The organism is Flavobacterium sp. Root420 (genome assembly GCF_001427905.1).
Classification (GTDB): Bacteria; Bacteroidota; Bacteroidia; order Flavobacteriales; family Flavobacteriaceae; genus Flavobacterium.
In genome coordinates, this window is record NZ_LMEF01000006.1 from 1 (window position 1) to 13,391 (window position 13,391).

Here is a 13,391-nt window from a genome sequence, read left to right on the forward strand (position 1 = left end):
AAACGCTTACAACGGATCTTTTTAAATCCCGTTATAAGCGTTTTTTTGTTGTCTAAAAAATAAACCTGATTAAAATAAGGGATGTTTTTCAGTGCCCTCCTATAACGGATGCCTTTTTTATTTCTGCTTTATGTCTTATATCGCATTTGAATAAATGTTTAATTTTCCATTATTCAAAATTGAATTTATAGTTTTTAAATAATCCTTATTTGTATATAAATTAACATCTATTCCAATACTGCAATTGTCATAAGGTCCATATTTTTTTAGGTTTGAAACAGAAAACAATCCGATTGTTGGAGTTTGTACAGCACTTGACAAATGCATAATACCGCTATCTGCACCAATAAATAAATCAGTATTAGCGATTACAGATCCTATTTCGCGAATATCTTTACTATAAAATGCCGGAGCTTTAAATCTTATTTGCGAAACATTCTCCACAGGTAAAATTTCAATGATATTATAGTTTGTATATTCTGTTGTGAGTTGTGTATAAAAATTATCCCACCATTCCTCTGTTAAACATTTTTCTCCAGTTGCAAAGGTAAATATGCAAATTGTTCTTTTCTCATTTTTTATCAGGTTATATAAAACTTTCCTGCCCTCAGTTATTTCAGCAGAAGATAATTTGAGATCTAATGGAGGTATAATTTTGTTGCTTTTTGGAAATCCAAGTTTGGTTAAATAATGGCGAAAATTATAAACAGGATATTTGGCTATATGAGCATAGTCTTTTTTTACAAATAGAGTTTCTTCATTTGAATCTCCATAAAATTTATATTTAGCATTTGAAAACTGAACTGCTAAACGTCCTGAAGAAGAATTTTGATCGACATTGATCGCCATATCATAATTTTGTCTTTTTATCGAAATCCAGACATTAAGGTATTTTAGTAAATTTTTAAACGGCTTTTTAGGTAAATCGATTACCTTATCGATGCTTTCATAATTCTCAAAGATTATTGGAGCTAATGTTCCCTTAACAAACAAATCGACTTTACAATTTGGAAATATAGCGGTGACTTCCTGAATAAGAGGAGTGATCAATAATAGATTTCCTAATCTTCCATTTGGTCGACAGATAAGGATTCTTTTTATAGCCGCTTTATCAGCTAAAACAATATCGTTCTGTAAGCTTGCTTTTCCAATATTCTTAGTAACACTGCGCATTAAACTGCGCCTAAAAACATTTACTTTTTTTAAAATACCCATCTTATCGAATAACTTAAAGTATTATTAAATCTTTTTATTTAAATTCAAAAAAATCACAGTTTGAACTAGCTCAAAACTAGGCTCTATTTTTTTTTAAAAGTAAATTCTTTGATTAAGCAATTATTACAATATTGTAAGCAAATGTTTCAACATTCACATTTCTAATTGCTTGGAAGATTTAAAATTACGATAGCTATTTCGAGGACAGAAATATACTATACCGTTGACCAGTTAAACCAGACGACTACCCAATAAACCTAGACGTTTATTGTAACGACATACCCTTCTGAACCACGAACATTAAAAACTGTTCCGTCTTCGAAAATTAAATACTGGCCTTTAATTCCCACTAATTTTCCACTGAAAGTAGGCGTTTTATCTAAGTTCAAACTGGCAATTTTTGCAGGATAATTTACAACAGGATAATTCAGCTCGAATAAATCATCGCTTTTAGTATAGAAGTATTCTTTTACTTCTAGTGGGAGCAAACTTTCCACTTCTGCTTTTTCAGCAATCAGATCAAAGGCAATTTCAGTGTCCTGAAGCATTTTTCTCCAATTGGTTTTGTCAGTATAATGATTTTTTAAAGAGACTTCGGTAATTCCGGCCAAATATCGATTTGGAACCTCAACAATAGCAATAGCACGTGTTGCACCCTGATCGATCCATCTGGTTGGAACCTGAGTTTTGCGTGTTACGCCCACTTTTATCTCAGTTGACAAAGCCAAATAAACGATATGAGGTTGCAATTGGACTTTTTCTTCATAAGCTAAATCACGATCTGCAATACCCAAATGAGCCGTACTCAATTCTGGCCTCATAATCCAATCTCCTACAGCTGGGCTTGAGTAAAAACAATCATAACAAAAACCTTGTCGGTAGATTTTTTTCTTTTTACTGCAATTCAAACATTGGAAACCTGTGCAATTAATTTCTATTTCTTTATTTAATAACTGGTTCATACTAAGAAAACTATCTTCAAAAACCAGATAATACTGAATAGGATTTCCAATTTCTGTCTGCATTTTTGTAAGTACACCTTGATATGTCATTGTATTTTAGATTGCTGATTTTAGATTTTAGATTTGCTCAGGATAGTGAACTTTTATTGTTAAAATTCCACTTTTGAACTGGAATCTTTACTTCAAATAGAATTGTTTTTTACAAAAAAACACTATTTTTGATACAAAGGCAAAGTTAATCTTTGTCTAATGATATTCAAATTTTAAATTCTCGATTTTTACAATAACATAAAATCAGCAATCTAAAATCAATTCTAAAATCTAAAATCATTCATGCCCGTATCAATCATTAACTCTTTCGCATCCTGGGTCCTCAAACAAAGGATTCACCAAATAGAACTTTTTCTTAAATATCCGAATGAAGTTCAGGAAGAGCTATTGCATAATTTATTGACCGCCTCCGAATACACTGTTATTGGGAAAAAATATGATTTTGCATCTATAAGTTCTTATCAAACTTTTGCTGAAAGAGTACCGATTGCGACTTATGAAGAATTGCAGCCTTTAATTGAACGTACACGTCAGGGTGAACAGGGCGTTTTTTGGGAAACTCCAATTAAGTGGTTTGCCAAATCGAGCGGAACAACCAATGCCAAAAGTAAATTTATTCCTGTAAGCAACGAAGCTTTAGAAGATTGCCATTATAAAGGAAGTAAGGATTTGCTTTGTTTGTATTTGAATAACAATGAAGATTCAGAGTTGTTTTTAGGGAAAAGTCTTCGCTTAGGGGGAAGCTCTCAGATTTACGAAAACAATAATACTTTTTTCGGCGATTTATCGGCAATCCTGATCGAAAACATGCCTATTTGGGCTGAATTTAGCAGTACGCCGAGCAGCAAAACTTCATTAATGAGTGAATGGGAAACCAAAATTGCTGCAATTATCAATGAAACAAAAACTGAAAACGTGACCAGTTTTGCCGGAGTTCCTTCCTGGATGCTGGTTTTAATGAATAAGGTTTTAGAAGATACGGGAAAGGGAAACCTGCTTGAACTTTGGCCAAATCTGGAAGTTTACTTTCATGGCGGCGTAAGTTTCTCTCCTTATAAAGAACAATACAAGAAAATATTGCCTAGCAAAGATTTTAAATACTACGAAATATACAATGCTTCTGAAGGTTTTTTTGCCATTCAGGATTTAAATAATTCCAGTGATTTATTGTTGATGCTGGATTATGGTATTTTCTACGAATTTATTCCGATGGATACTTTTGATACTCCAAACCAAAAAGTAATTCGTCTGGCCGATGTGGAATTGAATAAAAACTATGCCATTGTAATTACAACCAATTCTGGTTTATGGCGTTATTTAATTGGTGACACCGTTCGGTTTACTTCATTAAATCCGTACCGAATTAGAGTTACAGGAAGAACCAAACATCATATTAATGTTTTTGGGGAAGAATTAATGGTGGAAAACACGGATGAGGCGATTGCCAAAGCGTGCCAGGTTACCCAAACCGAAGTTATCGATTATACAGTTGCTCCTATTTTTATGCAGGACAAAGAAAAAGGCGCACACGAATGGATGATCGAATTCAAGAAAAAACCGGCTGATGTTGGTCTTTTCCAAAAAATATTAGATGAAACCTTACAGACTTTAAACTCTGATTACGAAGCCAAACGTTATAACAATATGACATTAAATCCTTTGGTGATTAATGTGGCACGTGAGAATTTATTTTACGATTGGTTGAAGGAACGTGATAAATTGGGTGGACAACATAAGATTCCGAGACTTTCAAATCAGAGAGATTATTTGGAGCAGTTGAAGGAGATGTAAGATTTGTTTAAAAAAGTTTTTTTTATAGTATTTACAATCACATTATTAAAATCAGAATAAATCTGCAAAAAACATGGAATGGTTAACAACTCAAACAGAATATGAAGGAACTCCTTTACTTTTAAGAATTCCAAATTATAAAAATATCTGGGAATATCAATCAAAGTATCCTCAACTTATTTCCATAACTCACATTTTTGACTTTGTCAAAGAAAATGGATTACCTACATCTGAATACAATAAATCATTATTTGATTTTGACAATGAAGTAGTAAATATTTTTCAAGGAAAAAATAATTCCATTATTTTTTCCTTGAAACTTTTGGAGGAGCTAGAAATTATTGGTTTTTTGGAGAAGATTCAGAAGTCATTTCTACACTTTTCAATGATTTAAAAAATAAATATTCAGAGAAAAAATTAGAACTAGATTATCAAGATCATTCAGATTGGCGATTCCTAGAAGATTATCCTGTTCCATTGTATAAAAAAATACTTAAAAATTAGCCACTAAACTTAATTCACATTTGGATAGCCACTAGCTTCAGCTAGTGGTACAAAATACAGCTACACATCTGGCTTTAGCCAAAATCTACATTGCTGTATAATTTGGCTAAAGCCTTGAATCACTCAAATTAATTTCCTCCAGCTAAAGCTGGAGGCTATTCAAAATAAATCTAATCTAAACTTATTTAAACCTCTATTTTCTTTTAACCGCTAATTCCACTAAACCGCATGAGGGATAGAAGTGGAAATCCTTTTTGTTTTGCCTTTAAAAACAAAAAGATTGGAACGTATAGCCCGACCCGGAGGGGCATGTCCCAAATAAAAAACCTTAGTTCAAATTATGAGCTAAGGTTTTTTTATTTTGATTGTCGAACTTCTTGTGCGATTCTTCGTTCCTCAGAATGACAAACTTTATGTTTATTGATTTATTACATCATATCAATATATCGATCATGATATCCTAAAAGATACAAAACTCCATCAAGACCTAAACTAGATATTGAAGTAGAAGCACTTTCTTTAACTTTTGGTTTGGCGTGAAAAGCGATTCCGAGGCCGGCCAGGTTTAGCATTGGCAAATCATTGGCGCCGTCTCCAACTGCAATGGTTTGGTTGATGTGAATACCTTCTTTTTCAGCAATGGCTTTTAGGTGTTCGGCTTTCTTTAAACCGTCTACGATATCGCCTATATATTTTCCGGTTAATTTACCGTCTTTAATTTCTAATTGGTTGGCATGGACGTAATCGATCCCCAATTCTTTTTGCAGATATTCACCAAAATAGGTAAATCCTCCAGAGAGAATTGCAGTTTTGTAACCGTAATATTTTAAGGCTTTCATTAAACGATGTGCACCTTGTGTTATTGGTAAATTTTCGGCTACTTTTTGTAAAACTTCTTCACTCAAACCTTCTAACAACGCCATACGCTGTTTGAAACTTTCGTTGAAATCAATTTCGCCATTCATTGCAGATTCCGTGATCGCTCTTACCTGATCGCCTACTCCATTCAGTTCTGCCAATTCGTCGATTACTTCTGTTTGGATTAAAGTAGAATCCATATCAAAGCAAACCAGACGTCTGTTTCTTCTGTAGATATTATCTTCCTGGAAAGAAATATCGACATTCAATGTTCTGGAAATCTCCATAAAACTGGCTGTCATTAGAATCTTATTTACAATTTCGCCTGTAACAGATAATTGAATACAAGAACGTGGATACTCTTCAAGATCAACGACAGAAGTTCTGCCTGTCAATCGAATAATTGAATCAATATTCAGGTTTTGGTCTGACATAATTTTAGTCACGGCAGCCAATTGAGATGCTGCGAGTTTTTCGCCTAAAATATTGATAATGTAACGTTGTTTCGATTGTGATTTTACCCATACTTCATAATCTTCAATCGAAATGGGAATAAACTTAACTTTAATTTCTAATTCGTAAGCTTTAAACAACAAGTCTTTTAAAACAGGTGCAGAAGAAGAACCGGCTTCAATTTCGAATAAAATTCCTAAAGAAAGCGTGTCGTGAATATCGGCCTGGCCGATATCTAAAATATTAGCATCATAGGTCGCCAATACAGCTGTTAAACCAGCAGTCACTCCTATTTTATCGTGTCCTGAAACTTTTAATAAAATAATCTCTTTATCTTCTATCGCCATTTTATCCTTATTGTTTTTGAAGCGACAAAAATCGGCAATCTATCGTTGATAAAAAAGGATATTGTTTGTTTTTTTATAAACAAAAAGCACATAATCATGTGCTTTTTGAATTAATTTAACAAATATGCTCTGCTATTAAAATAACCTAACTTTTTAATTATTTATTTGGTTCATTTTCATCAAAGTTTACCATCCAATTGATACCGAACTTATCGGTAAACATTCCGAAATAAGCTCCCCAGAACGTTTTATCCATTGGCATAAAGACGTTTCCTCCTGCTGAAAGTCCATTGAAGATTCTATCTGCTTCTTCCTTACTTTCTACATTGACTGAAACTGAAAAGTTACCGCCAAATTTTACATCTCCGGATTGTTCGTTACTGTCGCTTCCCATTAAAATGGTGTTTCCAATTGGCAGTGAAACGTGCATAATTCGATTAGCATCTTTTTCTGATACTTCGGCGCAGCCTCCGTCTTCAGCGGCCGGCATATCTTTAAATTTTCCGATATAAGGAAATTCTCCTCCAAAAACTGATTTGTAAAATAGAAATGCTTCTTCGCAATTTCCATTAAAAACTAAATAGGGGTTTACTGATGTTGCCATGATATTTTGTTTTTTTGTTTGTTGTTTTAAATCTATATTCTTTCTTCTATTCTCTTTCCTCTATTTCTCAGAAAGCTCTTTTACTGTTTCCAATCCTTTTGGAAAAGCCTCTTTAAAATAATCAATATATTTTTCAACTACATCAACCTGAGCAACCAAATCTGTAAACTCATCGTCTGGTGTTAATCGATAGGTTTCCATAGCGCCGCTCCACTTTTGTGTTTCTTCGGTGACAGGCAATTCCTTGAAATCTTTTATTTCTCCCACATGCTTGAAAGCCATATATTCATTTGGAATTTTCTTTTCAATAATGCTATTCATTCCTTCTCCGCTTGGAGACATAAAATGAATTTTATCGCCTTCATTCCAATCGCTTACTGCGTAAGATCCTTCGCAAAAAGCACCTGTCCATTTTTTATACGTTTCGTCATCCCATAAAACGGACCAAACTTTTTCTACAGGAGCTTTAATTCTAATTTTAAACTCTAATGTTTCAATTGTTTCCATAACTATGATAATTTACTAAAATCCATATATAAAACATTCCAACGATGACCGTCTAAATCGGCAAAAGCACAGCCGTACATCCAGCCCTGGCTTTCGGCGGGCAAAGCAAAAACATTTGCTCCGGCTTCTGCAGCCTTTTTCGCTAATTCATCAACTTCTTCCTTACTTTCTGCATCAATTGAAATCAAAATTTCTGAACTCGATTGTGTATCTGTAAGCTTATTTTGAGAAAAACTGGCAAATAATGACTCTTCAAAAAGCATTACAACAAATTTTCCTTCGCCAACCACCATACAAGTTGAGCTTGGCGTGTCATGTTCTTCATTAAAAGAGAAACCTATTTTCGAAAAAAAAGCTTTTGATTTTGCCACCTCTTTTACCGGCAAATTCAACCATATTTGTTTTGTCATCTTTTTATTGTTTTTCGTTAAACATTTTTTTGCCACGAAGGCACTAAGACACAAAGCTTTTTTTTTAACCTCTGAACCTTTGTTACTATGCGCCTTTGAGCCTAAAAGCTAATTAGCTTCTGTGTAACTTTTAAAATTATCCAGAATTGCCTGCCAGCCTCCGCGTTGCATTTCTTCCGGATTTTGTGTTTCAGGATCAAAACTTTCAATTACTTCCACTCCGTTTGGTGTTTCTTTGAAAGTTATTTCAACCTTTCTTCCATCTGCCATAACGTATTCAATGACTTCGTTTTGTTTTACCAAAGTATATTCTCCTTCAAAATCAAAACTCATGCTGCCATCTTTTGCTGCCATAGTCGATTTGAATTTTCCGCCTTCTCTCAAATCATTTTCTGCAAAAGGCGTGTGCCAGTCTGGCGACGCAAAACTCCATTTTGTAATGTGTTCAGGTGATGTCCAGAAATTCCAAACTTTATCTATTGAGGCGTTGATTGTGCTTTGTACTGTGATCATTATATTTTTATTATTTATTTGTTAATTGAATTGTTCTTTAAAATTCTGAATAACGATGCTGCAAAATTGTTCTTGCATCCCTTCAGATTACATTTCAGTTGGAATCTGGCTTTCATCCATATAAAAAATCTCCCAATGATGTCCGTCCAAATCAAAAAAATCTCTTTGGTACATCCAGCCATAATCTTTAGCTTCATTGTGTTTTGTACCACCAGCCTTAACAACCGCTGTCATAATCTCGTCAACCTTGTCTCTACTCTCAACAGAAATAGCGGCAATCATTTCTGTGCTTGTCGTTGTATCGCAAATTTGTTTTGGAGTAAATGTTTTAAAAAATTCTTCTAACAAAAGCATTGCAAATATATTTTCACCAATTATCAGGCAAGTTCCTTTTTCATTTGTGAATTTTGAGTCAAACGAAAAACCCAACTGCTTAAAAAATGATATCGACTTATTTAAATCTTTCACAGGAAGATTTAAGAAAATTTTTGTTCCCATATTTATAAAATTACAAATTATCTGACACAAATTTAGAATATTAGAATAGGCTTTTTGATACAATAAAAGTCAACTTTAGGGTCATTTAAGACAAAATAATTACATTTGTATAAATCATAAATTAAAGATTATGAGCAAGAAAATAGCTTTAATTGTACCGCATGACTATAAATTATTAAGTATAGCCGCGATTTTGGAAGTTTTTGAAACCGCTAATAAACTGACAAAAGGAACTGAAAAACCTTTTGAAATTATGATATTTCAATCGACAGAACAGATCGAACAAAAACATTTATTTGGCTATGAGGTTAATTCGATTGAAACTTCAGATATAAATCTGGAGCTTATTTTGATTCCCGCTTTTACTACAGATAACATGAGTGAAATGATTGCGAAGAATAAAAAATTTATTCCGTGGTTGCAAAAACAACATCAGTCCGGAGCTGAATTGGCTAGTTTCTGTACGGGTGCATTTTTGTTTGCGGCATCTGGTTTATTAAACGAAAAACTAGCTACTACACATGTTGATGCCTGCAGTGCTTTTACAAAAGCTTTTCCATTGGTAAACTTAAAACCTGAGGAAACATTAACAGCCGATGGAAGTTTATACACAAGTGGCGGATCAACCTCATCATTTCATTTACTCATTCTTTTGGTTCAGAAATATTGCGGAAACGAAATTGCGGTTCAAATAGCCAAAGTATTTTCTATTGATTTAGATCGATACAAACAAAGTTACTTCAGTACTTTCAGACCAAATCATTTACATAATGATACTTTGGTTGCGATGCTGCAGCAGAAAATTGAGAATCAATATCATAGCATTGAAAAACTGGAAGAAATTACAAAAGATATTCCGACAAGTGCCAGAAACATGACACGAAGATTTAAACAAGTTACCGGAATTCCGCCAATTGAATATTTGCAGAATATTAGAGTGGAGAGTTCTAAGAAATATTTAGAACAAACACAGCTTTCGATTTCAGAAATTATTGAGAAAACTGGATATAATGATCCAAAAGCTTTCAGAAAAGTATTTTATAAAATGGTCGGTATGAAACCCATTGAATATAGAGAGAAATTTAGAGTGCAATAAAAAGTCCCGATTAAAATCGGGACTTTAGTTTTATTTACCTGATCTCATTTTCGATACTTATTTCGTAAAAACTTAATTAGCAAATACAATACATATACAATGATTATTAATCCGATGATATTTATAATTTGCCAAAGAAGTATATGTCCCTCTGAATCTTCAATAACCTCATTCATAGCGAAATAGCTTTAAAAATTATCTTATAAAGATACAAAAAAACTGTATCAATAAAATAAGAAACAGCTATACTAGTAAAAACTGAAAAACTTTAAACCTTTTAAATTTGATCCATTCTATTGTGCGCCACTTTAAATAAGTACTATCTTTTTATTTTTTTTCAAATGTTTTTTAAGAACTAAAATTAGCACTCATATACTTTATAATAGTATATTTTCTCAGCACTTTGTTTTCACTGTTGATATTACTCACATTGTATAGTTCTGAACATAATATAATCAGCAGAATAATATTTGTTTTCACTTTTGACAAAAATATAAAAATAAGGCTGCTTATTAATATTATCATTTTTTATAATCTCTTCGAGTTCACTTCTAGTGGTATTCACTTGTAATTTTTCATTTCTGTCCATTAGAGGGCGGGGAGAATGAAAAGATACTTTCTTTTTATTTATTACTATTTCAAAATCTGTAATCATTGTTATTCCTTGAACCTTTTTATATGTTGCTCTGTCAATCTTTTCATTAAATGCAAAAACATATATAGGTCTAGTAGAATCTTCTAGTCTATTAGGTTTTTTTTGTGCAAACGCATTCAAACCTAATGATATTATGATTATTAAAAATATGTTTTTCACTGTCTTTTTATTTATATTGCAATTGTTTGGGGTTACATTTTTCCATCCTTCATATGTATTTTGAATATCGGCCATTTTGTTCGCTGTCATTTTGTTCCAAGCAAAAATTTAGAGTTCAATAAAAAAGTCCCAATTAAAATCGGGGCCTTTTTGTATATATGATACATTACTCATTCTTTATCTGTCTATGTTTTATAACTAAATAAAAAATGGTGCCAATAATCAGAATTGGTAAAATAAAATAGTAGTAACTGACAAAATAAAAATTTCCCTTAAAGCGAAGTATGTAAAAATTGTCGAAAATGTAAAAATAAATAAGCAACAAAATACAGATTGTTGCAAAAACTAAATAATTTCTTGTTATTCTTTTTGTTTTCAAATATGAAATTGGTATTAAAATCTTTATCAAATAAAAAATAGTGCCGATAATAAGAGCCGGTATAACAAGAAAAAAATAACTTATAAGATAATAGGTATCATACAAATTTATTGTATAAAAATATTGATTAAAGTAAAAGTAGACAAACAACAAAATGCAGATTGTCACAAAAATAAAATAGTTCTTCGTTAATGTTTTCATATATTTTCATTGTTAAAAAAAGCATTATACATTTTGAAATGACCTAAATATATCCCTTGAAAACTAATATCTTCTAAAATAATATGAATTAGTACTTGTGGAAATTTTTGATACAATAGTTTGTTTTCAACAATTGTCTCTATATCTAAAATTAAATCTTTCAATTTTTTGGTGTCGACATTTTCTTGTTCTAGCCCATTAATTCTTGATTGTGAAAAAAATGGATTAGCTGAATGTTTTATTGGGACAATTACATAATTGAGGGCTTAAGATACTTAAATACAAGGTAGTTGAGTATAATTTTCCATTTTCAAAAATATTTAGAAAAAACTTAAAGCATCTATCTTGATAATAAATATTAAATAATACTTTTTTCATGTTCTAAATTTTACAAGGTTTTCCAATTGCAGTTGATTTCCTGATGTTCCACCATATAGATTCAGCTACGTATCTTGCTTCAATTCTTATGTAATCTTTACTTCCTTTAGGGAAAGTTTCATAATAGACAGGTAATAATTGTAAAAACAAATATGAAATAATTTTTCAAAGTAATTTCATTTTACTTCAACTACCGATCATAATTTAATCTTCCATTACAGTAAAAGGTTCTACTTTTATATATTCATTTTTACCACTAGTTAAATAAATGACATAATCCTTTAGAAATTTCATAAAATATACTTCAGATAATTTATGTAAATCATTTTCATTATAAAATCTTGAAGCTCGTACATACTTTTTAAGAGAAAGTATTTCATTTGGTTTTAAATTATTAATTCTCTCTAATTCTTGAAAATAGAAAACTTCACTTTTACTGCTATCTTTAATTAAATAGATAGAAGAACCGTTATTTAGGTCTTTTGATTTATAAACATATTCATTGTCCAATTTAAAAAAAAGAGTGTCTTTCATCTTATTTTCTATAGACTTATCCCCTTGACGTATAGGGAAATATGAGTAATATAGTAATTGTCTGGGACTGATAAACTCATCTCCATTAACAAAAAATATAGTATACTTATTGGTTAAAGAATCTTGTAACTTTCTTTCGTCTACTATTTTGTTATATTTACCATCCAGGTAAAACTTTCTATTTTCAATAAAATCTTTTATTGAGAGAATTATTTTTGGTTTTAAACCTTTTGTTAAAAATCCATCTCCAATAAAAAATACATAACCATTTGTTTTTGTATGTTTTATCTGCTCTTTTTCATATTCAACCTTATCCCAGTACGTTTTTTGAGATAGATTTGAAGTTATTGTAGGCGAAATAGTATAATATTTGTCAATATTAAAAAAAAGCGTGTCTTTTTTCTTTTGTGCTTTTAAGCCAGAGATAAAAAAGAATAAGGTTGTTAGAAAAAATATTTTCATGATTTAATCTTCAATTACAACTGAGGGTTCAACTTTTAAGTATTCCCTTTTGTTATTAACTAGATAAATAACATAATCAGACATGAACTTCATTAGATACATCTCATTCAATTTATGCGATTTATTTTCATCATAAAATCTTGAAGATCTTATGAAATCTTTAAGTGAAAGTACTTCTCCAGGCTTCAATGCTTTTACTTTTGCTAATTCTTTAAAAAAGAAAACTTCATCTTTGCTGTTATCTTTAATTAAATAATCTATTGAAATATATTTTGATTTATAACCATCTTTTGGCTTATATACATAATCATTATCTAACTTGAAATAAAGAGTATCTTTTATTATGTTTTGAATGTCTTTATCACCTTCCCTTAAGGGATAATAAGAATGATATTCGAGTACTCTGGGACTAATGAATTTATCTCCATTAACAAAAAATATTTTATATTTATCTGTTAGCGAATCTTTAAGCTTTCCTTCATCAACTATTTTATTATATTTCCCATCAAGATAAAATTTTCTGTTTTCGATATAGTCTTTTATAGATAGAATTTTTTTAGGCTTTAACCCTGTAGTTAAAATTCCATCACCTATGAAATAAATATAACCATTAGTATTTGTATGTCGCATTAATTCTTTTTGTAATTCAATAATTTCCAAATAATTTTTATTTATAAGATTTGGTATAATGCTAGGTGATATGGTGTAATACTTATCGAGATTAAAAAATAGAGTATCTTTTTCTTTTTCTTGTCCTTTTAATATAGTGATTAAGAAAAAGAATATTATTAAAAAAACAGATTTTTTCATAATT

The 13,391-nt window shown here is 31.1% G+C and carries 14 protein-coding genes; 3 read left to right on the forward strand and 11 right to left on the reverse strand.

The window, feature by feature from the left end; genetic code table 11:
- Positions 1-135: 135 nt before the first annotated feature.
- Both ASC72_RS05655 and ASC72_RS05660 read right to left on the reverse strand, forming a co-directional pair.
- Positions 136-1,215 (reverse strand): glycosyltransferase family 9 protein, encoded by a 1,080-nt coding sequence (locus ASC72_RS05655; protein WP_056188142.1) that lies wholly within the window; start codon positions 1,213-1,215, stop codon positions 136-138.
- A gap of 257 nt (positions 1,216-1,472) precedes the next feature.
- On the reverse strand, positions 1,473-2,267 hold the full coding sequence (locus ASC72_RS05660; protein ID WP_056188145.1) for a DUF2797 domain-containing protein: 795 nt from the start codon (positions 2,265-2,267) through the stop codon (positions 1,473-1,475).
- Positions 2,268-2,510: 243 nt separating this feature from the next.
- Between ASC72_RS05660 and ASC72_RS05665 the strand changes: the two genes are divergently transcribed.
- Together ASC72_RS05665 and ASC72_RS05670 are read left to right on the forward strand one after the other, a co-directional pair.
- Positions 2,511-4,019, forward strand: a complete 1,509-nt coding sequence (locus ASC72_RS05665) for a GH3 auxin-responsive promoter family protein (RefSeq protein WP_056188148.1) — start codon at positions 2,511-2,513, stop codon at positions 4,017-4,019.
- A gap of 73 nt (positions 4,020-4,092) precedes the next feature.
- Entirely contained in the window at positions 4,093-4,413 is a 321-nt protein-coding gene (locus tag ASC72_RS05670; protein WP_056188150.1) for a hypothetical protein, read from the forward strand.
- Positions 4,414-4,951: 538 nt separating this feature from the next.
- Here the strand turns inward: ASC72_RS05670 and serB are convergent.
- The 6 genes from serB to ASC72_RS05700 form a co-directional block, all read right to left on the reverse strand.
- Positions 4,952-6,181, reverse strand: coding sequence for a phosphoserine phosphatase SerB (serB, locus tag ASC72_RS05675; RefSeq protein WP_056188153.1), 1,230 nt, complete (start codon positions 6,179-6,181; stop codon positions 4,952-4,954).
- Between the two features lie 157 nt (positions 6,182-6,338).
- On the reverse strand, positions 6,339-6,785 hold the full coding sequence (locus ASC72_RS05680) for a VOC family protein (protein WP_056188155.1): 447 nt from the start codon (positions 6,783-6,785) through the stop codon (positions 6,339-6,341).
- A 60-nt stretch (positions 6,786-6,845) separates the two neighbouring features.
- Positions 6,846-7,292 (reverse strand): SRPBCC domain-containing protein, encoded by a 447-nt coding sequence (locus ASC72_RS05685; RefSeq protein WP_241775645.1) that lies wholly within the window; start codon positions 7,290-7,292, stop codon positions 6,846-6,848.
- Positions 7,293-7,294: 2 nt separating this feature from the next.
- Positions 7,295-7,702: a VOC family protein gene (locus ASC72_RS05690; protein ID WP_056188359.1), complete on the reverse strand. Its 408-nt coding sequence runs from the start codon at positions 7,700-7,702 to the stop codon at positions 7,295-7,297.
- Between the two features lie 108 nt (positions 7,703-7,810).
- Positions 7,811-8,215, reverse strand: a complete 405-nt coding sequence (locus ASC72_RS05695; protein ID WP_056188158.1) for an SRPBCC family protein — start codon at positions 8,213-8,215, stop codon at positions 7,811-7,813.
- A gap of 87 nt (positions 8,216-8,302) precedes the next feature.
- Positions 8,303-8,713, reverse strand: a complete 411-nt coding sequence (locus ASC72_RS05700; RefSeq protein WP_056188163.1) for a VOC family protein — start codon at positions 8,711-8,713, stop codon at positions 8,303-8,305.
- 130 nt (positions 8,714-8,843) lie between these two features.
- Between ASC72_RS05700 and ASC72_RS05705 the strand changes: the two genes are divergently transcribed.
- Positions 8,844-9,809 (forward strand): GlxA family transcriptional regulator, encoded by a 966-nt coding sequence (locus tag ASC72_RS05705; protein WP_056188166.1) that lies wholly within the window; start codon positions 8,844-8,846, stop codon positions 9,807-9,809.
- 421 nt (positions 9,810-10,230) lie between these two features.
- Here the strand turns inward: ASC72_RS05705 and ASC72_RS05710 are convergent, their stop codons facing one another.
- From ASC72_RS05710 to ASC72_RS05725, 3 genes are all read right to left on the reverse strand, one after another.
- Positions 10,231-10,698, reverse strand: coding sequence for a hypothetical protein (locus ASC72_RS05710; protein WP_131725782.1), 468 nt, complete (start codon positions 10,696-10,698; stop codon positions 10,231-10,233).
- Between the two features lie 1,087 nt (positions 10,699-11,785).
- Positions 11,786-12,577 carry a hypothetical protein gene (locus ASC72_RS05720; protein ID WP_056188174.1) on the reverse strand — a complete coding sequence of 264 codons (792 nt, stop codon included), beginning with the start codon at positions 12,575-12,577 and terminating at the stop codon, positions 11,786-11,788.
- 3 nt (positions 12,578-12,580) lie between these two features.
- Positions 12,581-13,387: a hypothetical protein gene (locus ASC72_RS05725; protein WP_056188177.1), complete on the reverse strand. Its 807-nt coding sequence runs from the start codon at positions 13,385-13,387 to the stop codon at positions 12,581-12,583.
- Positions 13,388-13,391 lie beyond the last annotated feature (4 nt).

What these genes read in the sequence shown, in the direction of transcription:
- ASC72_RS05655 (WP_056188142.1), bottom strand. Translation starts at nt 1,215, where the DNA reads ATGGGTATTTTAAAAAAAGTAAATGTTTTTAGGCGCAGTTTAATGCGC.
- ASC72_RS05660 (WP_056188145.1), bottom strand. Translation starts at nt 2,267, where the DNA reads ATGACATATCAAGGTGTACTTACAAAAATGCAGACAGAAATTGGAAAT.
- ASC72_RS05665 (WP_056188148.1), top strand. Translation starts at nt 2,511, where the DNA reads ATGCCCGTATCAATCATTAACTCTTTCGCATCCTGGGTCCTCAAACAA.
- ASC72_RS05670 (WP_056188150.1), top strand. Translation starts at nt 4,093, where the DNA reads ATGGAATGGTTAACAACTCAAACAGAATATGAAGGAACTCCTTTACTT.
- serB (WP_056188153.1), bottom strand. Translation starts at nt 6,181, where the DNA reads ATGGCGATAGAAGATAAAGAGATTATTTTATTAAAAGTTTCAGGACAC.
- ASC72_RS05680 (WP_056188155.1), bottom strand. Translation starts at nt 6,785, where the DNA reads ATGGCAACATCAGTAAACCCCTATTTAGTTTTTAATGGAAATTGCGAA.
- ASC72_RS05685 (WP_241775645.1), bottom strand. Translation starts at nt 7,292, where the DNA reads ATGGAAACAATTGAAACATTAGAGTTTAAAATTAGAATTAAAGCTCCT.
- ASC72_RS05690 (WP_056188359.1), bottom strand. Translation starts at nt 7,702, where the DNA reads ATGACAAAACAAATATGGTTGAATTTGCCGGTAAAAGAGGTGGCAAAA.
- ASC72_RS05695 (WP_056188158.1), bottom strand. Translation starts at nt 8,215, where the DNA reads ATGATCACAGTACAAAGCACAATCAACGCCTCAATAGATAAAGTTTGG.
- ASC72_RS05700 (WP_056188163.1), bottom strand. Translation starts at nt 8,713, where the DNA reads ATGGGAACAAAAATTTTCTTAAATCTTCCTGTGAAAGATTTAAATAAG.
- ASC72_RS05705 (WP_056188166.1), top strand. Translation starts at nt 8,844, where the DNA reads ATGAGCAAGAAAATAGCTTTAATTGTACCGCATGACTATAAATTATTA.
- ASC72_RS05710 (WP_131725782.1), bottom strand. Translation starts at nt 10,698, where the DNA reads ATGGCCGATATTCAAAATACATATGAAGGATGGAAAAATGTAACCCCA.
- ASC72_RS05720 (WP_056188174.1), bottom strand. Translation starts at nt 12,577, where the DNA reads ATGAAAATATTTTTTCTAACAACCTTATTCTTTTTTATCTCTGGCTTA.
- ASC72_RS05725 (WP_056188177.1), bottom strand. Translation starts at nt 13,387, where the DNA reads ATGAAAAAATCTGTTTTTTTAATAATATTCTTTTTCTTAATCACTATA.